This is a genomic window from Rhodococcus sp. 06-470-2 (genome assembly GCF_002258235.1).
Classification (GTDB): Bacteria; Actinomycetota; Actinomycetes; order Mycobacteriales; family Mycobacteriaceae; genus Rhodococcoides.
This window is the reverse complement of sequence record NZ_NOYB01000031.1, coordinates 100,223-121,717: the sequence shown is the minus strand read 5'-3', so window position 1 is coordinate 121,717 and position 21,495 is coordinate 100,223. Positions and strand designations below refer to the sequence as shown.

15 protein-coding genes are annotated in these 21,495 nt (G+C 62.5%); 11 read left to right on the top strand and 4 right to left on the bottom strand.

Annotated features, from left to right (window positions below; genetic code table 11):
• The first annotated feature begins 37 nt into the window (after positions 1-37).
• Positions 38-1,057, top strand: a complete 1,020-nt coding sequence (locus CH276_RS15130) for a zinc-dependent alcohol dehydrogenase family protein (protein ID WP_037183708.1) — start codon at positions 38-40, stop codon at positions 1,055-1,057.
• 53 nt (positions 1,058-1,110) lie between these two features.
• Here the strand turns inward: CH276_RS15130 and CH276_RS15125 are convergent, their stop codons facing one another.
• Both CH276_RS15125 and CH276_RS15120 read right to left on the bottom strand, forming a co-directional pair.
• Positions 1,111-2,079, bottom strand: coding sequence for an NAD-dependent epimerase/dehydratase family protein (locus tag CH276_RS15125; protein ID WP_037185279.1), 969 nt, complete (start codon positions 2,077-2,079; stop codon positions 1,111-1,113).
• Positions 2,080-2,135: 56 nt separating this feature from the next.
• Positions 2,136-2,858, bottom strand: coding sequence for a FadR/GntR family transcriptional regulator (locus tag CH276_RS15120; protein WP_037183709.1), 723 nt, complete (start codon positions 2,856-2,858; stop codon positions 2,136-2,138).
• A gap of 217 nt (positions 2,859-3,075) precedes the next feature.
• Here CH276_RS15120 and CH276_RS15115 point away from each other — a divergent pair, with 217 nt between their 5' ends.
• From CH276_RS15115 to CH276_RS15070, 10 genes are all read left to right on the top strand, one after another.
• Positions 3,076-4,083 carry a MaoC family dehydratase gene (locus CH276_RS15115; protein WP_037185282.1) on the top strand — a complete coding sequence of 336 codons (1,008 nt, stop codon included), beginning with the start codon at positions 3,076-3,078 and terminating at the stop codon, positions 4,081-4,083.
• Positions 4,056-4,910, top strand: coding sequence for an HpcH/HpaI aldolase/citrate lyase family protein (locus tag CH276_RS15110; RefSeq protein ID WP_080738113.1), 855 nt, complete (start codon positions 4,056-4,058; stop codon positions 4,908-4,910). Before CH276_RS15115 ends, CH276_RS15110 begins: the two co-directional genes overlap by 28 nt.
• Positions 4,911-5,078: 168 nt before the next feature.
• On the top strand, positions 5,079-6,137 hold the full coding sequence (locus CH276_RS15105; protein ID WP_094622258.1) for an ABC transporter permease: 1,059 nt from the start codon (positions 5,079-5,081) through the stop codon (positions 6,135-6,137).
• Between the two features lie 189 nt (positions 6,138-6,326).
• Positions 6,327-7,460, top strand: coding sequence for a substrate-binding domain-containing protein (locus tag CH276_RS15100; protein WP_037183714.1), 1,134 nt, complete (start codon positions 6,327-6,329; stop codon positions 7,458-7,460).
• Positions 7,457-9,967, top strand: coding sequence for an ATP-binding cassette domain-containing protein (locus tag CH276_RS15095; protein ID WP_176459267.1), 2,511 nt, complete (start codon positions 7,457-7,459; stop codon positions 9,965-9,967). The genes CH276_RS15100 and CH276_RS15095 overlap by 4 nt, the downstream gene beginning before the upstream one ends.
• The gene (locus CH276_RS15090) at positions 9,960-10,886 is read left to right on the top strand and encodes an SMP-30/gluconolactonase/LRE family protein (RefSeq protein ID WP_306436740.1); all 927 of its coding nucleotides are present in this window, start codon (positions 9,960-9,962) and stop codon (positions 10,884-10,886) included. Before CH276_RS15095 ends, CH276_RS15090 begins: the two co-directional genes overlap by 8 nt.
• Positions 10,883-12,541, top strand: coding sequence for an AMP-binding protein (locus CH276_RS15085; RefSeq protein WP_094631326.1), 1,659 nt, complete (start codon positions 10,883-10,885; stop codon positions 12,539-12,541). Before CH276_RS15090 ends, CH276_RS15085 begins: the two co-directional genes overlap by 4 nt.
• Before the next feature lie 62 nt (positions 12,542-12,603).
• Complete coding sequence (locus CH276_RS15080) at positions 12,604-13,869, top strand: MFS transporter (protein ID WP_244165061.1); 1,266 nt, start codon at positions 12,604-12,606, stop codon at positions 13,867-13,869.
• Between the two features lie 59 nt (positions 13,870-13,928).
• Positions 13,929-14,798 carry an NAD(P)-dependent oxidoreductase gene (locus CH276_RS15075; RefSeq protein ID WP_037183720.1) on the top strand — a complete coding sequence of 290 codons (870 nt, stop codon included), beginning with the start codon at positions 13,929-13,931 and terminating at the stop codon, positions 14,796-14,798.
• Between the two features lie 55 nt (positions 14,799-14,853).
• Positions 14,854-18,261, top strand: coding sequence for a pyruvate carboxylase (locus tag CH276_RS15070; RefSeq protein WP_094631325.1), 3,408 nt, complete (start codon positions 14,854-14,856; stop codon positions 18,259-18,261).
• A 92-nt stretch (positions 18,262-18,353) separates the two neighbouring features.
• On the opposite strand, the gene CH276_RS15065 is transcribed toward CH276_RS15070, so the two are convergent.
• Positions 18,354-20,519 (bottom strand): xanthine dehydrogenase family protein molybdopterin-binding subunit, encoded by a 2,166-nt coding sequence (locus CH276_RS15065; RefSeq protein ID WP_094631324.1) that lies wholly within the window; start codon positions 20,517-20,519, stop codon positions 18,354-18,356.
• The gene (locus tag CH276_RS15060; protein WP_094631323.1) at positions 20,516-21,493 is read right to left on the bottom strand and encodes an FAD binding domain-containing protein; all 978 of its coding nucleotides are present in this window, start codon (positions 21,491-21,493) and stop codon (positions 20,516-20,518) included. The genes CH276_RS15065 and CH276_RS15060 overlap by 4 nt, the downstream gene beginning before the upstream one ends.
• Positions 21,494-21,495 lie beyond the last annotated feature (2 nt).

The window sequence follows — 21,495 nt, the reverse complement described above, 5'->3', positions numbered from 1 at the left end:
GCTGCATACCACTCGAGAAGTGAGATGGGAGATAGTGATGCAAGGAGCTGTATATCTCGGCGACCGCAAGATCGAGTTGCGTGATTTCCCCGAGCCCACACCGGGTAAGGGTGAGGTCGTCGTGGCGACCAAGGCGTCGGGACTGTGTGGAAGTGACCTCAATTATTACCGCGCCGCAGCTGATAGTGCCGGACGCTGTATCGCCGGACACGAGCCCGCAGGCGTGGTGCACTCGGTGGGTGAGGGTGTGTCCGATGCTGTGGCGAAAGTCGGAGACCGTGTGATGATCCACCACTACATCGGTTGCGGGGCCTGCTCCGACTGCCGGTCGGGGTGGTCGCAGATGTGTCTTGTGCAGCCGATCGTGGTGCTCGGAAGCGACGACCACGGTGGTCACGCGCCCTACGTCAAGGTCCCGGCGTCGACACTGGTTCCACTCGACGACACACTGAGTTTTGAGGCGGGCGCTGCTATCTCGTGCGGAACGGGCACTGCGTGGGGCGCACTCGACCGTGTGGGCGACGTCGGCGGCAAGTTCGTGGTGGTGTTCGGTCAGGGTCCGGTCGGCCTGTCGGCAACCATGCTTGCGACGGCCTTGGGCGCGCGCGTCATCGCGGTGGACCTGAACGCGGAGAGGCGCGAGCAGGCTCTCGCTTTCGGCGCGGTGGCCGCCGTCGATCCGGCGAGCGGGCCTGTACCGGAGGCGATTCGGAAAATTGCTGGTGCCGACGGCGTTCCTGTCGGATTGGAGACGTCAGGTTCGTCGATCGCAGCTGCCGCGTTGATCGACAGTCTGGCGCGATGGGGTCGTGCATGTTTCGTGGGTGTCGGTGCCGAGATTCGAATCGGCGTGTTGCCGTACCTTCGACGCCAACTGACGGTCATGACGTCATGGTCGATGTCCTGGGTGGGGCAGAAGGAATGCGCCGATTTCATTGTGGCGCAAAACCTTCCGGTCGACGCCCTCTTCACTCACCGATGGAAGTTGGACGAGGTGTCCGAGGCGTACGAGGAATTCGACCAGCAGCGTGCAGGTAAGGGTGTCATCGTTTTCTGAATCGACGTGTATCCACGAACGACGCCGACCGTGAGGTCGGCGTCGTTCGTCGTTCACTCTTGCGTCGAATGGAACCACTCGATCACACTGAGCAAGCCGTCCTTCAGTTCGACCTGCGGCGTGAAGCCCAGCACCTCCTGCATCCTCCGCTGGCTGACCAGTTGATGCCGAGTCCGGTTCTCGTCGAAGACGATTGCCGTTGGATCGCTCCCGGCCAGCTCGGCGAGGGTGCCGTAGATCTCTGTGGAGGTTCGCGGAGTTCCGGAAACGTTCACGGCCATTCCCGTCGCATCGGATTCGATCGCGCGACGGACGGCTTCGGCAACGTCCGAAACATGAATCAAGCCGTGTCGAGCGCCCGAGGCCCATGGAATGGTCGGTGTCCGGCCGTCGTGAACAGCCGCGAGCAGGTCGGTCATCAACGACCCGTTCGACCCGGGGCTGGTGCGGGGGCCGTAAATCGTGCCGAGTCGTAAAGCCAAATAGTCGGGACCACCTGCGGATGCGAACGCCTCACAATAAGCCTCGGCGGCGAGCTTGGTGGCCGCGTACATGTTGATGCCTGTGCAGGCCCACGGTTCGTCCTCTGCGAACGGCCGTCTGTTCGGATTGGGGAACGAGCCGTACACCGTGTGCGACGACCCGAAGACGAACCGACGGACATCGGCGTCGCTTGCCGCCGTCAACAGGTCGTAGGTCGAGCCGACATTGACTTCGTGTGCGTCGCGGGTGTTCGAGGAGGACGCTTTGGTTCGCACGGCTGCGAGGTGAACAACGACATCGACGTCACGAACCAGCGAGGTGATTGCAGACCGATCGCGTAGATCGGCGAGAGAGGCAGTCACATTGGGCAATTGGTCCAGTTGCCCCAGCATGGCCTCGCCGCCCGCGTCTGTGGCATGCACCGCTGCGTCCGACTGGGCAGCCAACAATTCCACCACGTGGGAGCCGACGAAACCTGCAGCTCCCGTGACCAGAATTCTCGATGGCGCGTCGGCCGGCTGCGGTTCTGTAGTACTCATGATCCCTAAAATAGCAGCCAGGATAATGTCTGACAATATCGCCGATGCTGCGGGAATTAGCAGGGAAGCGAGTACTGAAGGACGAAGTCCAAATGTTCGCGCATCGCCGCGCCGGCCTTCTCCGCGTCGCCCGCCTCTATGGCAGCCTCGATGGCAATGTGCTGACGAACCGTCTTCTTGGCGACCTCGGGAGTCACGTCCAAGTATTGGGCGGGGTGAGTCGCATCGTGTACGGACGAGATGAATGCGGCGAGCAGGCGATTGCCGGAGGCGTATCCGATCGCGGTGTGGAAGCGAAGGTCGTATTCCGGGATCTCGGGATCGTCGATCGTGATGTTCTTCTGCAGGTCGATGACGCTGCGAATCTTGGCGATGTCCTCGTCCGTTCGGTTGCGCGCAGCCCATTCCGCGGCCGGAATTTCCAGGAGGCGGCGAACCTCGGTGATCTCCTCGATATCCAACGCGCCGATGCGCACGATGGTGTCCATCGACTCGGTCAGCATCTGACTGAGCGAGTGCGGGGTCACGGTGTTGACGAAGCTACCCCCCGCCACTCCAGGGATCTTTCGTATCAGGCCGGAGCTGACCAGGGCTCCGAGTGCCTCCCGCACGGTGGGTCGGCTGACCCCGAAGAGCTGGGCCAACTCGGTTTCGGGGGGAAGCTTGGCGCCCTGCTTGAACCGTCCGTCCAGAATCGCTTCCCGCAACTGCGCTTCGACTTGATCGCGCGGACGAGTCACCTGTCGCGCTTTGAACGAGTTGGTCGAGGATGACGTCATGGAATCTCCAGAAGGCGTTGTGTGAGGTGCAAGTATCGAGATTGCGGCGGTATTTTCACAGTCTCCCACGCTGTAGCCCGAGTGCACGTTCTTCCGGTTGCGAGTGAGTTCCCACCGACTGGATCTCAGCAACATCTACGGCAAAACCTTGCAGCCAATCAATAATCTGACAGTAGTCTAGCTGTTCATCGGTCAACTCGTGAATGGTGGTATGTGCATGTCGGTGGTCGAGTCCCCTCGGAAATCGGTCCGGAGTCCCTATTTCGATGAACTGGTCGTGGGCCAGCTGTTCGATACCGCGCCGGCGGTAACGCTGACCGACGGGCTCGCTGCGGTGCACAGTTCGATCGTGGGCAACCGGTATGCACTGTCCCTCGATCGTGCGTCCGCGCAGGCGATCTGCGGCGGCTCGATCGTCAACCCCGCTCTGGTGTGGGACATCTCGATCGGCCAGTCGACACCGGCAACACAACACGTACGAGCAAATCTGTTCTACCGAGGGCTGCATTTTCATCGTTCTCCCGTGGTCGGCGACACTCTGCGAACCACGACAGTCGTCGAAGCCCTTCGTGAGAACGCCCGCCGGCCGGACCGGCCGCCGACGGGACTCGTCGTACTGCGCATCACCACGGTGGATCAGCACGGGCGAACAGTCCTCGACTACCGCCGATGCGCGATGGTTCTGCTCTCACCGCTCGCCCCCGAGACCGACCACCGCGACGACATCTCATCGGAAACGGACTCGTCCGCACATCCCGGCTTGTTCTCGTCGGTGGCGGGATGGAACGTCCACGAATTGTCAGAACCGGGCGGTCCGACGACGTGGGAGGTGGGCACCGAGCTCGACGTACTCGGCGGCGACGTGGTCTCCAGTGCCCCCGAACTCGCGCGAATGACGGGGAACGTCGCACGCGTGCATCACGATTCGGAGGCGGGAGGAGGAGAGAGGCTGGTGTACGGCGGTCACTCCATCGGGATCGCGTTCCATCACGTGTGTCAAGCCGTTCCGGGAATCGTTGCGGTCGCCGGCTGGCATGGCTGCGATCACGTAGGCCCCGTGCGCGAGGGAGATTTTCTCACCTCGACCGTGACGATCGAAAGTGTGGACTCGAGCGCTGACGGGCTCCGGGCTCTCGGACTGCGAGTTGTCACCTCGAGCCGTGACGCGCTCGACCAGGGTTCGTCCACGGTGCTGGTGTGGCGTCCGATCGTGATCGTGAGATGAGCGTCCATGCGCAGATCGGAGCTGCCCGAAGCTTCCTCTTCGTCCCGGCGTCACGAGCCGACCGGTTCGAGAAAGCTCATGCATCGGGATCGGATGTCGTTGTTCTCGACCTGGAAGACGCGGTGAGTGCGGGCGACAAGTCCACGGCACTGGCCTCGGTTGTCCAGTGGCTCGAACCGGGACGGCGACAGTCGGTGTCGATAGTTCGTATCAATGCGGTGAACTCGCGGTGGCACGAGAACGAGATCGATTCGTTGCGCAGATTCGGTGTGCCCCTCATGGTCCCCAAGACCGATTCTCCGGTCATGGTCGAGGCCTTGCACCGCCGATCGGGACTGCCGTTGGTACCACTGATCGAGACACCCGCCGGAGTGTTTCGGGCGGAGTCGATCGCGGCCGCCGAGGGAGTGGTTCGGGTTGCTCTCGGACACATCGACCTTGCCGCAGCGTTGCGGGTCGATCCTGATTCACGGGATGCGTTCCTCTACACAAGGTCTCAGTTGGTCCTCGCCAGCGCCGGAGCCGGAATCGCCGGCCCGGTGGACGGTGTCACCACGTCGTTGGACGACCCGGCACGTCTGATCGACGACGTGATGCATGCACAAGCAATGGGACTCACTGGCAAGCTGTGTATTCATCCACGTCAGGTCGACTTGGTGCACGACGTCCTACGTCCGTCGGAGGCCGATATCGCCTGGGCGCGTCGCGTCGCGGCGGCCGTCGATGCAGGTTGGGTTTCCGAAGGCGGGGGAGCTGTCGCCATCGACGGTGAGATGGTGGATCCACCGGTCATTTCTCGCGCGCGGACGATTCTCGCCAGGCTTTGAGCTGACGACCGGACATGGTGAGCCCGCTCGGCATTCACTGGCATGCTCAACACTACAGTCAGTAAATTGTTTGACCGAAAGTCTTGACCGGAGGCTCGACTCTGAGTCATGCTGTGACAGCCATCACCTCGGTCAGTCTTTTTCGCTGAATGTAAAGAAAGTTACCAAATGTCAACGGTCGTGCAGAGTGGTTCGACGGCGGCGAGTTCGCATGCTCCCAAGAGGAGCACGCGCAGACTGACCGACATCAAGTATCGATACCCCGGTCGCTACCTCGCGGCATGGGCCGCGTTGGCGCTCCTCATTGTTGCAGCGCTCATCGTTGCACCTGCCAGCCTCAAGGGAGACTCGGTCTGGGTTGTCACGGCGCTCGCCGGGACACTTGCGCTCGCTTCCATGGGGCAGATGCTCATCATCATGCTCGGAGCTATCGACCTCTCCGTGCCGGCAATTCTTGCGGCAGTGGCGGGAATCATCGTCCACTACGGCGGGGACGGTGCCAACGTCCCGCTCGTCCTCGTCGCAGCGGTAGCGATGGCGGTGGTGATCAGCACGGTGAACGGGATATTGATCTCGGTTCTCGGACTCAACTCACTGATCGTCACGCTGGCGACGTTCGGAATCGTCACCGGCCTCATCAGCTACTCGACCGGCGTCTCCTTCTCGCTGACCGGGCAAGCGCCCCAAGCACTCCAAGACTTCGCGCAGCTGTCGATCTTCCGCGTCAACGCGTGCTTCCTGGTCGCAGTCGTACTGGCCGCACTCCTCGCGGGCGTACTGCACCTGACACGTGCGGGTCGACGAGTCGCGGAGGTGGGTTCGAATCCGAGAGCGGCGCGCGCACTAGGAGTCAGAGTCACCCGAGTGCGGCTGTCGAGCTTCGCGGCTGCAGGCCTTCTCTACGGACTCTCCGGAGTGCTGCTGTCCGGGTTCGTCGGTACGCCGGACAGCACCGTGGGTGTTCCGTATCAGCTGGCCACGGTGACCGCGGTCGGAATCGCAGGCGGAATTTTTGCGGGCGGGCCCGCGAGTGTCGCCAGCGTCGTCGTCGCATGCATCTTTCTCCAGTTGCTCGACCAGGCTCTTGCGATCCTCGGCCTCTCCGCCGGTGCCCGAACGATCGTCCAGGGCGCCGCCCTGGTGATCGCCGTCGCCGCAATCACCGTAGGAACGGTCGGCGCCAGCAGCGTCCGTCGATTCACCCGGTTGCTTCGCAGCAAGAGCTGACATGTTCCCTTCTTCGGTCCCGCGTTCCCCCAACACATGGAGTCAGATATGAGATCTTCCGCGTCACTGCCCAATCAGCGCCATCGTGCCCGTTCACGGCGCGCTCGATACGCCGCAGCCTTGGCTGCAGCGGCCTTGGTTGCAGGCTGCTCGAGCACTACTGCCGGGGATAGCGGCAGCGGTGCGTCTGTGGAACCGGTGTCGGCCGATATCGCCACTCCCGAGGCCCTGCAGGCGACCATCGACAAGGCGTTCCTACAGCCGATTCCCGCGGATTCACTCGACCCGACCATCCTGAACACCATGGCCGTGGCATCCGTTCCTCTCACCGGCGAGCAAGATCAGACGTTTGCGGAGTGCATGCAGAGCAACGTCTGCGAAACCGGCCGCGGATCGCTCACCGTCGCGTTCGCAAACGACAACGTCAACCCGTGGCGCAGCATCTTCCGAGGCGAGATCACCGCTCAGGCGATAGCGTCGCCGCAGGTCGCGAAGATCGTCTACAACTCGTCCACCGATGTCGCCGGTTTCCTCGCCAATTTCCAGAGCTTGGTGGCACAGCGCGTCGACGTCATCGTGCTCAACTCGATCTACGGTGGAGCCGTGGGCCCCGTCCTGCAGCAGGCGAAGGACGCCGGCATTCTCGTCGTCGAGGCCCAAACACCGTTGCCCGACGATGTGGTCGAAACGGTAGCGGCTCAGGTGGTTCCGGACCTTTGCCAGACCTACACCGAAGCAGGTGCAGCGATCGCCGCGACGAACGCGCCCAACAAGTCCTACGCGATGTACACCGGAATCCCGGGAAACAGCAACGCAGCAACATGGCAGCCGTGCTTCGAGCGGTCGATGCAAGCCGCAGGGTGGACTCGCGCACTAGAAGGATTCACGCAGTGGACTCCCCAGGGAACAGCCCAGGCAGCCAACGCACTCCTGTCGTCCGGAACCACACCGGGTGCAATCGTGTACGACTACACCCCCGAAGACTTGGTGCGTCCGTTCGTCGACCGCGGCCAGACACCGCCGGTCGTCATGTCCGACGTGGTGAACCAGTCCTGGCTGACCGCGTTCACGGAAGCTCGGAACGCCAACCTCAACCCAACCAGCTTCGTCACCAATAGTCAGGTATGGAGCGGACGAATCGCAGTTACTGCGGGAATCATGCTCAGAGCGGGGCAGGACGTCAACCGGCAGATGATTTCGCCCAACCCGGTGGTTCCGCTCGACAGCGTACTGCAGAATGCCGACCCATCCATCCCCGCCAGCACACCGGTTCCGAGTCTTCTGACGCCCGCTCAGATCGCGCTCGCATTGTCCGCGTCATGACCGTAGCGAATTCTCCCGTCGAGCAGGCGTCGACAACCAACCTCGATCCAGTATTGGTGATGACCGATGTCACCAAGGTATACCCGGGTGTCCGAGCGCTCGACTCGATCTCCTTCGACGTACGACCAGGCGAGGTGCATGCGCTCGTCGGCGAAAACGGTTCCGGCAAGTCGACTCTGATCAAATCGGCCTCCGGTGTACTCACGCCGGAGCAGGGCAATGTGTTGATCGGTGGCACGGAGCTCGCCGGAAGCGGTGTGCGGCGAGCTCGTCAGCTCGGGCTCATGGTTGCCTACCAGGACACATCCCTCGTGGAAGACCTGACCGTTCGGCAGAACGTCGAACTCTCGTTCCACTCTGTCGGTGAGACGCCACCGGAGGATCTCGACGGTCTGCTCGCACGATTCGACCTGCCCTTCGGAACCGGCGACACAGTGCGAGCTCTCGGACCCGGTTCCAGGCAGCTCCTCGAAGTTGCGAAGGCCATGGCTCACAACCCGCTCGTTCTGATGCTCGACGAGCCCACCGCAGCGTTGGACATGCGGTACGCAGAGCATCTCGACGGACTGGTTCGGACATCTCGCGACGAGGGCACGGCCATCGTCTACGTCAGCCATCGACTGCCTGAGGTTCGGCGTCTCGCCGACCGCGTGACCGTCATTCGCGACGGCGTCATCCAGGGAACCTTCGATTCGGGAAACTGGGAAGTCGACGACATCGTCGAGATGATGGTGGGCGCGCCGACTGCGCTCGAATTTCCCACCCGCGCACCGCGAGTAAATGGTGCACCGGAGCGGTTGAGGGTCGTCGGACTCAGTGGGCAAGGATACGGTCCTGTCGACATCAGCGTCGCAGCCGGCGAGATCGTGGGAATTGCCGGTGCCGAAGGGAACGGGCAACGCGAAGTACTGCGCGGAATGATCGGGATCGACCGGAACGCAGGCGATGTCTCGGTGGATGGTGCTCCGATCAAGCGGCTCAGTCCGCCCTCGGCGCTGGACGCCGGAATCAGTTTCCAAAGCGGCGATCGCGCTGCAGAATCGGTGTTTCTGCCACTGTCGGTGATGGCGAATGCCACAACCCAACTCGGGTCGGACGCGGGACCGTTCGGACTGGCACTGCCGGGCCGTCTCAATTCTGAGTTCGAGAGCGCGAAAGCCAGTCTGGGAATTGTCGCCGCATCGGCGCATCAGCCCATCAGTGCGCTCTCCGGTGGCAATGCGCAGAAAGCAGTGCTGGCGCGCGCCGCGTTGCGCCAGGTCAAGGTGTTGATGCTGGATGAACCCACTCAGGGAGTGGACGCGAAAGCACGTCTGGACATCTACAGCCTCATTGCCGACACCGCGGACTCCGGTGTCGCCGTTGTGATCAACTCGTCTGATTCCTCGGAACTGGCAGGACTGTGCGATCGAGTCGTCGTCATGTCGAAGGGCGTGGCGATTGAGGAATTGCCCTCTCCCACAACGGAAGCCGCAATCGTTCGCAGCTTCGTCGGTGCGGTCGATGTCGACGACGAGTCGGTCGGCCTTCCCATCGGCCCGAGTTGGTTGGGGCGGGCACTCGGTCGGGTGTCAGGCCAGATTCCAGTGGCGATGCTGCTGATTCTGCTGGCACTGGTGTCCATCTACACGGGAACGCAATCGGAGGTCTTCTGGACTCCGCAGAACCTTGCCAACCTCTTGCTACTGACTTTGCCGCTCGCGTTCGTCGCGCTCGGACAGCAATACGTGATGGTGTCAGGTGGCCTGGATATTTCGGTTGGCTCCACCATGAGTCTCACCGTAGTCATCGCATCGCTGGTGCTACCGGATCTGTCGGCGGGCACCTTGCTCGTCGCGGTACCGGCATTCGTGCTCACCGCGCTGGTCATCGGATGTCTCAACGCATTCCTGATCGAGAGGCTCAAGGTGAACGCCATCGTTGCGACCGTCGCGACGATGGCTATCATTGCTGGGCTCGCTATCGTGCTCAGACCCAAGCCTGAGGGGACTATCGCACCCGGGTTGAACTCGATGTTCTCACTCGGAATCGGTTTCGTTCCTGCACCTTTCATCGTTCTCGTCGTCATTGCCATCGGAGCCGAATGGTGGCTCCAACGTCGCCCCTCCGGCCTCGCATTGCGGGCGACCGGGTTCGACATGGAGTCCAGCCGACGGGTCGGTCAATCGGTCACCCGCGTGCGCACAGTGGGACTGTTGGTGTGTTCGTTCGGTGCTGTTGTCGGTGGAATCTTCCTAGCGTCGCAGACCGGCATCGGGTCCAATTCGGTCGGTGCGGGATACACGTTGACCTGTTTCGCCGCCGTGTTCCTGGGCGGAGCTGTACTGACGGGCGGTCGAGGCTCGTTCATCGGTGCGATCCTCGGAGCACTGTTCCTCTCTTTGTTGAACAACGTCACGCCGCTGCTCAACATCCCGGATTCGACGCGCCAAACCATCTACGGCTTCATTCTGCTGATCGCTGTCGGTACCTATGCGTATGCCCAACGGGGACGACGCCGTGCTTGAGCTCGACAAAGAAACCACCATCGAGGAGTTCACCGTGCCCACAACGTTCGACACCGTCGTTCCCGGACTGACATTCACCGAAGGCGCGCGCTGGCATGACGGCCGTATCTGGTTCTCCGACCTGTACACACACAAGGTGCAGTCGGCCTGCGAGGACGGCTCGGACCTGAGAGAGGAAGCGACGGTACCCCAACAACCGTCGGGTCTCGGTTGGTTGCCAGACGGTCGTCTTCTGATCGTGTCGATGATGGACAAGACGCTCTTGCGTCGTGAGGCGGACGGCAGTCTCGTCGTACATGCAGATCTGTCCGACCACGTCCGAGGATTCCTCGGTGACATCGTGGTCGACCGGCACGGACGCGCCTATCTGGGAGACTTCGGATTCGACCTCTACGCCGGCGAAGACATGCGACGGGGATTCATTCACCGAGTCGATCCGGACGGCACCATCACGCGGGTGGCGGACGACCTGTGGTTCCCCAACGGGTGTGTCATTACCGCCGACGACGTCATGCTCGTCAACGAGACGTTCGGCAATCGCATGACAGCCTTCGACCTGACCGAATCCGGGGATCTAGTCAACCGACGCGTCTGGGCGTCGTTCGGGCCGCTACCGATTTCGTCGAACGCGGACGAGGCGTTGAAAGAGGTAACGGTCGCTCCGGACGGATCGTGCATCGATTCCGAGGGTGGGGTGTGGCTGGCTGACATTCGGCAGGATCGGCTGCATCGGGTGGTCGACGGTGCGATCGTGGAGAGCGTAGATCCGGGCTCGTGCGTCTTTGCCTGTGCGCTCGGAGGCACAGATGGCCACACCTTGTTCTTCTGTGCAACACCGGATTTCGATGTCGAAGCCCGCAAGGCCGCGCGCGACAGCAGCATCGTGTCGATGCGAGTCGATATTCCCTCGGCGCGATGAGCGCGATGATGCGAGACCTGCCCGCCGGTTCGGTGGTCTCGGCCGACGAGGCATTGCGCAGGCTCGACCAAGGGTTGTGGCGACACGCCTCGTTGTGGGAGTATCTCGACGAGGCCGTCGCGCGGCACCCCGACCGAGTGGCGGCGGTCAGCGTCGACCACGAGGGCCGGACCGTCCGGGAGATGACGTTCTCAGAGTTGGACGCGATGAGCCGTCGGGTTGCCGCGGGACTGCAGTCCCGCGGCGTGGTGCCTCGTGACGTCGTATCTGTCATGATGACGAACTCGGCGGAGTTTCTCGGCGTCGTCTATGGCGTCTTGCGCACAGGGGCAACTTATTCGGGGATCCCGATCACCTACGGCTCACACGAAGTGAAGTCCATGACGAGTGCGACGGGGACGACGGTGCTCATCGTCTCACGCCACCACGGTTCCTCCGACGTCGTGGCCACCGCCTTGCCGAAGGAGGTGCTGGGCAACGTCGCCCTGACGGTAGTGGTGGTCGGTGAGCCAGTCGACGGAACATTGTCGCTTGACGGGCTCATGGGCTCCGCAGACTCGTTCGTGGAGGTCCCGGCCGACCCGCTGGGTCCCGCTCAGCTCGCCTTCACATCGGGAACGACGAGCACCCCCAAAGCTGTGATGAACCTGCACGCAACGCTCGACGTCGTGGTGCGAGGCTGGGCTGCACACGTCGGTCCGGATTCGCTCGGACAACCGATGCGAAATTTGGTGATGTCACCGGTCGGTCATTCGACGGGGTTCTTCTGGGGCGCCTTGTTCACCGTGTATCTCTGCGGAACGGCTGTCTTCATGGAAAAATGGAGCCCCGAGGTCGGCGCACAAGTCCTTGAGTCGCAGCGGATCACGTGCATGGTCGGTTCTCCGACGTTCCTGATCGACCTGATCCGCTCGTCGGGTCTGACCCGCGAACACGCGCGCGATCTGGCCCTCGTTGCCGTTGCCGGTGCCCCCATTCCTCGACCCCTGATGTCGGAGGCGGAAGCGGTGCTCGGATGCTCCGTGATCCCCGCATGGGGCATGACGGAATTCGGCATTGCAGTGTCCGGCCGACCGGGACTCGGTGACATCAATCGCACGACCGACGGTCTGCCATTGGCGAATGCGGAGGTGTCCGTTCGCACCGCCGACAGTGTCGAGTCAGTGACAGGAGAGGTGGGTGACCTGTGGCTCCGTGGAACGGGATTGTTCGTGGGATATCACAACCGCCCCGAGGCCACCGTCGATGCGTTCGACGAAGACGGTTGGTTTGCAACCGGAGACACAGCGATACAGCACGCGGACGGGTCGGTGACGATAACGGGCCGCACCAAGGACATCATCATTCGCGGCGGCGAGAACATCCCCGTCGGGGCCGTGGAGAGTCAAATATTCCGCCACCCGGCCGTAACGGATGTGGCCGTGGTCGGCTACGCCGACGACCGATTGGGTGAACGAGCCTGTGCGTTCGTTCGTTGCCGGCCAGGAACGACTGTGACGGTGGACTCGTTGCGGGAGTTCTTGATTGGGTGCGGCTTGGCCAAGCGCTACTGCCCTGAACGGGTCGTCGTGGTCGACGACCTGCCGAAAACGATGAGTGGAAAAATCCGCAAGGTCGAGCTGCGCGAGCGACTCGCACACGACGACCGGAATTGAGGCACAAGATGTCCCGGACACCGAGTACGGGTGACGTCAGGCGGGTGGGAATCGCCAGCCTGATGGGTACCACGATCGAATACTACGATTTTTTCATCTACGGAACCGCCGCCGCGCTGGTGTTCGGGACGGTGTTCTTCCCCAATTCCGACCCCGTGACCGGAACGCTTCTCTCACTCGCGACGTTCGGTGTGGCGTTCGTGGCACGGCCGCTCGGCGGAGTTGTATTCGGTCACTTCGGGGACAGAGTGGGTCGCAAGGTCACGTTGGTGACGACTCTGGTGATGATGGGCACCGCCACTGTCGCCATCGGGCTGATTCCGTCGTACGCCACAATCGGGATCGCCGCGCCCATCCTGCTGGTTGTTCTCCGCTTCATTCAAGGTATTGCGCTGGGCGGCGAATACGGCGGTGCCGTACTGATGACAGTCGAACACAGCCCCAAGGGCAAGCGGGGCTTCTACAGTTCGTGGGTTCAGACGGGTGCCCAGTGCGGCCTGATCGTAGCGAACATCGTGTTCCTGGTGGTCGGCACGGCGATGGGCGACGACGCCTTCCTCAGCTGGGGGTGGCGCGTCCCGTTCTGGATCAGCAGTCTGCTCGTCATCCTTGGGTTGATCATTCGGTTGCGGCTCGAGGAGAGCCCGGCGTTCGAGTCCTTGCAGAAGTCGCACGAAATAGCCCCCGCTCCTGTTTTGGTAGTGCTCCGGCGTCACAAAATGGCTGTTCTGTTGATAGCCGGTGCAGCCGTGGGCAACTCGGTGACCTTCTACTCTGCGACCGTCTTCGGTCTGTCGTACGGCTCAAACCATGGTTTCACACGAAACGAGATGCTCGTGATCATCATCCCGGCGGCCGTGTGGGTGATCGCGGCCAGTATCTTCTTCGGTGCGCTGAGCGACCGCGTCGGTCGAAAGCAGATCTTCATCACGGGCAATATCGCTATCGCGGTGACCGCGTACGGATGGATGCGGGCCTTCGACACGGAGAACCAGGCCGTCGTTCTCGGTGCTTACCTGGTCATGCTGACCGGGTACTCGATGACGTGGGGAACCATTGGCGTGTTCTTCGCCGAGGCGTTCGACGGTGCGGTCCGATACACGGGTCTGTCGATCGGGTTCACCCTGGGAGTCATTCTGGGCGGTGCGGTGACGCCGTTGGTGCTGACGAAGTTGGTGGCGGACATGGACTCTGGGATGCCGGTCGTGCTCTGGATCGCGGCATCGACCATCATCTCGGCCCTGTGTGCCCTGTCTGTCCGGCAGATCGATGCTCCTTCTCGGCGGTCCGGTGCCGATCACATCGCCGGGAAGGCCTCTGTTCATTGACAATCCATTCACAGCGCAGCAGTATGTAAATTGTCAGACTTTATGAGGAGAGTGGACTCTTGTCGCAAACTATTGGATTCGTCGGCATCGGAGCGATGGGGTCGGCCATCGCGTCTCGACTCGTCGACACGAACACGCTGTGGGTCAACGACTTGAACCCCGCCCTCGCAACCCCCCTCGAGGAACGGGGAGCGAGGTTCGCGCCGCTCGACGAGATCGCGACATGCGATGTCGTGTTCCTGTCTCTTCCCGGCCCCGACAACGTCCTGAAGCTTCTGCTTGGTGACGGCGGCCTGGCCGAGAAGATGGATCCGGGTTCACTCGTCATCGACACCACGAGCAGCACCCCCATCGTCGACGAGGGACTCGTCCGCGACCTCGCCGTGAAGTCGATCTCGTACATCGACGCACCGATCGCCGGCGGGGTCCGACGCGCCTACGACGGTCTGGCCACCCTCATGGTCGGTGCAACCGACGAGGATTTCGCCCGCGCCGAGCCGCTGCTGAACACAATCACCTCCAACGTGTTTCACCTGGGGCCGGTAGGTGCCGGACACGCCGCGAAACTGGTCAACAACCTTCTGAACCACTGCAATCGGTTCGCGACGGTCGAAATGATCACTCTTGCAGAGCGATACGGAATCGCCCCTGACGTCATGGTCGACGTCCTGAACGTGTCGTCCGGGCGCAGCTACGTCACCGATTACACGTATCCTGAGATCGTTTTCCCCAACTTGAAGCAGGGCTTCACGCTCGAATTGATGCGTAAGGACGCGCATCTCGCCGAGGCTTTGGCAGACCACGTCGGGCAGAAACTGCGAGTCGGATCGTTGGTCGCCGAGATGATGGATGAGGCAGTCGAACGACTCGGGGGCTCCGCCGATCAGACCGACCTCATGCAGAAGTGGTACCCATCTGTGACCGACTGACGTTCTGCACGACTCAACAGTCCGATTCCAGCTCGTCGAGGGGTTTGCTGTCCACATGTTCTCCAAAGTACTGGTCGCCAACCGCGGTGAGATCGCAATTCGAGCATTCCGTGCTGCCTACGAGCTTGGAGCGGGCACCGTTGCTGTGTTCCCGTTCGAGGACCGAAATTCGTTGCATCGCACCAAAGCCGACGAGGCTTACGAGATAGGTGAACCGGGCCATCCAGTTCGTAACTACCTCTCGGTCGAGAAGGTCGTCGACGCCGCAGTCCGCGCCGGCGCAGACGCGATCTACCCCGGTTACGGGTTCCTGTCCGAGAACCCCGATCTGGCGTCTGCGTGCGTTGCCGCTGGAATCACCTTCGTCGGCCCTTCGTCGACGGTGTTGGAATTGACGGGCAACAAGGCTCGGGCAATCGCAGCGGCAAAGGCGGCTGGTCTGCCCGTGCTCTCGTCGTCCGAACCTTCGTCGGATGTCGATGAGTTGCTGGCTGCGGCCGAGGCCATGACTTTCCCGGTGTTCGTCAAAGCTGTCGCCGGTGGTGGTGGGCGCGGCATGCGTCGGGTTGCAAAGATAGAAAATCTTCGAGAGGCGATCGAAGCTGCTGCGAGAGAGGCGGAGTCGGCGTTCGGTGACTCGACGGTATTCCTCGAGCAGGCGGTCATCGAGCCCCGCCACATCGAGGTGCAGATCTTGGCCGATACCTATGGCAACGTCATCCATCTGTTCGAGCGTGACTGCTCGGTGCAGCGCCGCCACCAGAAGGTGGTGGAGATCGCTCCGGCCCCGAACATTTCCGAGGCGCTCCGTTCTCGGCTGTGCGCGGATGCAGTCGCCTTCGCGCGGGAAATCGGGTACGCGTGTGCCGGAACCGTGGAGTTCCTGGTCGATCGCGACGGAAACCATGTCTTCATCGAGATGAACCCACGTATCCAGGTCGAGCACACGGTCACCGAGGAGATCACCGACGTCGATCTGGTGCAGTCTCAGTTGCGGATCGCAGCGGGCGAGTCGCTGGAGGACCTGGGACTCCTCCAGGAGGACATCAAGATTCGCGGCTCTGCCCTTCAATGCCGCATCACCACGGAGGATCCGGCCAACGGCTTTCGGCCGGACACCGGCCGGATCACCGCCTACAGGACGCCCGGCGGGGCAGGCGTCCGTCTCGACGGTGGCACCACTACCGGAGCGGAGGTGTCCGCATACTTCGATTCGATGCTGGTGAAGCTCACGTGTCGTGGCCGGAATTTCGAGACCGCGGTCGCGCGTGCACAACGGGGCGTAGCCGAATTCCGCATCCGCGGAGTCGCGACGAACATTCCGTTCCTGCAGAGTGTTCTGGCAGACCCGGACTTCCGAGCCGGACGCATCACGACCTCGTTCATCGAGCAGCGGCCCGGCTTGTTGACCTCGTTCGCATCCGGTGACAGAGGCACGAAGATCCTGAATTATTTGGCGGATATCACGGTCAACATGCCGCACGGCATCCGTCCGACTGTGGTCTACGCACGAGACAAGTTGCCGGACCTGAACCTGTCGGTTGCCCCGCCGGACGGGAGTCGTCAACGACTGCGGGCACTGGGCCCCGATGGCTTCGCGCGAGCTCTGCGACAGCAGAAAGCTTTGGCGGTGACGGACACGACGTTCCGAGACGCCCACCAATCGCTGCTGGCCACGCGGGTGCGCACGACGGGTTTGATGGCCGTGGCTCCCTTCGTGGCCAGATCGACACCGCAGCTGCTCTCGATCGAAGCCTGGGGCGGTGCGACATACGATGTGGCACTGCGCTTTCTGCACGAAGATCCCTGGGATCGATTGGCGTCCCTGCGCGAGGCGGTTCCCAACATCTGCTTACAGATGTTGCTGCGCGGCCGGAACACAGTGGGGTACACCCCGTATCCGCAGAAGGTGACGTCCGCATTCGTGGCGGAGGCCGCGCAGACCGGTGTCGACATTTTCCGTATCTTCGACGCGCTGAACAACGTCGACCAGATGCGACCGGCTATCGACGCTGTGCACGAAACCGGCTCTGCTGTAGCGGAAGTGGCGCTGAGCTATACCGGTGACCTGTCGAACCCTGGAGAGGACCTTTACACCCTCGACTATTATCTGAAGCTTGCCGAGCAGATCGTCGACGCCGGCGCGCACGTGTTGGCGATCAAGGACATGGCGGGTCTGTTGCGGGCACCGGCGGCGACCACTTTGGTGACAGCGCTGCGCGCGAACTTCGACCTTCCGGTGCACGTGCACACTCACGACACACCCGGTGGGCAGCTGGCGACGTACCTCGCTGCGTGGACGGCGGGGGCGGACGCCGTCGACGGTGCGTCCTCTCCAATGGCGGGCACGACGTCCCAGCCGGCGTTGTCGGCCATCGTGGCGGCTGCGGCGAACACCGAACGCGATACCGGTTTGAGCCTGCAGAGCGTGTGCGATCTAGAGCCGTACTGGGAAGCTCTTCGAAAGGTGTACGCGCCATTCGAGTCCGGGCTCCCCTCGCCGACAGGACGGGTGTACCGTCACGAAATTCCGGGCGGCCAACTGTCGAACCTGCGTCAGCAAGCGATCGCTCTCGGACTCGGGGACCGATTCGAACTGGTCGAGAGGGCCTATGCCGACGCGGACAGCCTATTGGGCAGGTTGATCAAGGTGACCCCGAGTTCGAAGGTGGTCGGCGATCTCGCACTGCATCTGGTGGGTGCCGAAGTGAGTGTCGACGACTTTGCGGCGGACCCGGGGAAATACGACATCCCCGATTCGGTGATCGGATTTTTGCGCGGAGATCTCGGGACGCCAGCCGGTGGATGGCCGGAACCGTTCCGCGAAAGGGCGCTCGCCGGCCGAACCGGGGTACGCCGTGACGCACCCCTGACACCCGACGACGAGACAGCACTCGACACAGCCGGACCGGTTCGTCGAGAAGCGTTGAACCGGTTACTGTTCCCCGGCCCCGCCAAGGAACTTGCCGAACACCGCGAGAAGTACGGCGACACCTCGTCGTTGTCGGCGAACCAGTTCTTCTACGGTCTACGACAGGGTGACGAGCACCGAGTGAAGCTCGAAAAGGGTGTGGAGCTGCTGATCGGGCTCGAGGCCATTTCGGAGCCCGACGACGCCGGAATGCGGACGGTTATGTGCATCCTCAACGGGCAGTTGCGCCCGGTGTCGGTGCGCGACCGGTCGATTGCCGCGGATGCCCCGGCTTCGGAGAAAGCGGATCGAAACGATCCGTCTCACGTAGCGGTACCGTTCGCTGGAGTCGTGACGATGGTTGCGGCTGAGGGGGATTCTGTCTCAGTTGGGGACACTTTGGCCACCATCGAGGCCATGAAGATGGAAGCCACAATCACCGCACCACGCGGTGGCCGTATCACCCGCCTTGCGATCACCGGTGTCGCGCAGGTCGAAGGTGGAGACCTCATCGCCGTCATCAGTGTCGGGGATCCGACCGATCCGTCGTAAGTGGGACGGTCCGAGACCGAGACCGAGACCGAGACCGAGAACAGGTTCGGCCGACAGCAAGCACTATCGGCCGAGCCTGCTTCTGCCGTGGGTCAAAGCAGGCTCTCGACGCTGATGGGCAGATCGGTCACCCTGCGCCCTGTGGCGTTGTACACCGCGTTGGCAATCGCTGCGGGAACTCCCACCATCACCACTTCACCCAGACCTTTGACGCCGATCGGATCTGCAATATCGTCGCGGGCGTCCAGATAGACAGCGTCCAGAACGGGAACGTCCGCATTTACCGGTACGAGGTAGTCGGAAAGGTTCGCATTGACCAGACGTCCGTCGCGGTAGTCGACTTCTGCGGACTCCAGCAGCGCCATGCCGATGCCTTGTGTCATACCGCCGAGGGCTTGGCTGTGCGCCATCCTGGGGTTGATGATTCGGCCAGCGTCGTACACGGCGTAGATTCGCCGCACCCTCACGGTTCCGAGTAGCTCATCCACAGCAACCTCGGCAAACACGGCTCCGTATGCGTGCATGGAGAACTGGGCACTCACATCTTCCGGAGTGTAGGTCTCGGAGGCTTCGATGCTCGGCTCGCCTCGGCGGCGCAACATGTCCCGATAGGTCTCAGCTCTGCCCGAGTCGCCGCGTACCTGCATCTGCCCGTCGACGACGTCGATCTGATCCGGCCGAGCCCCATTCAAAGGGGATGCGGGATCGAGTACGGCGGTTCGGATGATGCGATCTCGCAAAATGTTCGCGGTGATCTCGATGCTCGAACCGACGCTCGCCATTCCCTGTGACCCGTATTGCGTTGCGGCCTGCGGATAGTCGCTGTCGCCGAGGGAGAAGGTGACCCTGTCGAGTGGCAAACCTAGCGCGTCGGCAGCCAGCTGAGTCATCGCAGTGTATGTACCTGGCCCGATATCACTTGCGGCGGCGAAGATCTCGGCCCTACCGTCGGAGTTGACCCGAGCCATCGCCGAGGACGGTGAGCGAAGCGTGTGGTACAGCGCCGAAGCGGTACCCATACCGATGAGCTGGTCGCCGTCACGTACGGCGCCGGGGGTCGCGTTCCGTCGAGACCACCCGAACGCATCGGCACCTCGGCGGAAGCACTCGGTGAGTCTGCGCGTGGAGAACGGGTTGCCGTTGGTCTGATCTTCCGTAGGCTCGTTCCTCAACCGAACTTCGATCGGATCGAGCCGGAGTTGCTCGGCGACTTCGTCGATGGCGCATTCGAGCGCGAACGCGCCCGTGACAGCTCCTGGTCCTCGCATGTAGGTCGCTTCACTGGTGTCGAGAGGAACTACGCTTGCAGCCGACCGGAATGCCGGAGACGTGTACATCAGCCTCGTCCCCTCCGTTGGGGAGTCCTCGTACCCTCCGTAACGCGACACTTCGACTTCGCTCTCGTGCACGGTGGCAAGAAATCTTCCGTCACGATCGGTGCCGAGAGCCAGTCGCTGACGACTCGTGGGGCGGTAGCCGATCGCGGCGTACATCTGGGGTCGCGTCAGTGACAGCTTTACTGGACGACGAAGCTGACGGGCTACCTCTGCGGCCAGGAACTGATGCGGCCAGGTCTCGCCGGCGCTACCGAATGCGCCACCCACGAAGGGAGAGACAACGCGAATGTTATCGGCCGGAATTCCCAGTGCGCCACTGTATGCGGCCCTGCTGTAGTGGATTCCCTGTACCTTGTCCCACACTGTCAGCTGGTCGCCGTCCCACGACGCAATTGTCGCGGGGATCTCCATCGGGTTGTGATAGTTGCGCGCAATGGAATATTCGCGGTCGACGACGACAGGCGCGGTGCGAAGTGCTGTGTCCGCGTCTCCGCGGGAGTACGCGGGCTCCATCCTGCTGGGTTCGCGGTTCTCTCCGGACGCGTCGTCGAGGTTGGTGCTCTGGGCTTCTTCGTTGTACCGAACGGACACCAGTGCCGCACCGTGCGTCGCTGCCTCGAGGGTATTGCCGACGACCACCGCCAACGGTTGGCCGAAGAAGTTGACCCGAGAGATGTCGTAGGGGAGTTCGATACCCGGGAAGTCGGTGATCACACTGACGACGTCAGGATGATCGCTGGCCGCATCGGTGTCCATCGACGCCACGGTTGCCCGGGAAACAGTACTGCACACCAGGACTGCGTGCAGGTGGTCCGGTACCGGGTTGTCTGCAGCATAGAGCGCAGCTCCGGTGACTTTGAGACGGCCGTCGACGCGGGTGAGGGGTTGACCGGATAGTCTCGCACTCAGTGGAGTCGTCACGACAGGGCCGCCACTCTCGAGAGCTGACGTCGGACGGTGCGTTGGAGCAGTATCACCTTGAATCCGTTCTCGGAGAGGGGTTGCGCGCCCGCTGCCGCAGCGTCCGCCGCGGTGTTCCACAACTCGGGGCTCGGCCTCTGTCCGACGAGTCGTTCCTCGACGCCGGTCAGGCGCCATGGCACCGTACCTACTCCGCCGGCAGCGACTCTGGCCGAACGAACGGTACCGTCGCTGATGTCGAGCGCGACAGCAGCCGAACACAGCGCGAACTCGTACGACGAGCGGTCACGCACCTTCAGGTACCCGGATCGCCTGGTGTCAGGGCGGACCGGGATCTCTACGGCGGTGATGAGTGCTCCGGGGGCGAGGTTGTTCTCGCGGTCGGGTGTGTCTGCGGGCAACCTGAAAAAGTCGGCGATCGGGATCGTTCGCTCTCCGTCTCGATCTCGGGTGACGATCGTGGCGTCGAGCGCGGTCAGCGCGACAGCAAGATCGGACGGGTGGGTTGCCACGCACTCCGTGCTTGTTCCGAAGATCGCCAATGTGCGATTGCGGCCATCGATTGCGGCGCAGCCGGATCCGGGCTGGCGACGGTTGCATCTTGCATTGACGTCGCGGAAGTACAGGCAACGTGGCCTCTGGAGTAGATTACCGCCGATGGAAGCCATGTTGCGCAGCTGCGCCGAGGCACTGAGATCCAACGCCTGGGTGAGCATCGGAAACTGTTTCTGCACTTGTTCGTCGGCCGAAACGTCCGACATTCGAGCGAGGGCACCGATGCGCAGGCGGTTCGAGTCGAGTTCGATGTCGCGGTAGGGCAGCGCGTTGATATCGACGACTCGGGTGGGACGCTCGACGGTCTGACGCATCAGGTCGACGAGGGTGGTCCCTCCGGCGAGATAACGGGCACCGCCGTCGGCTGCGTCCAGTGCTGCTGCCTCATCGGCAGCCGTGTCGTACTGAAAAGGAAACATGA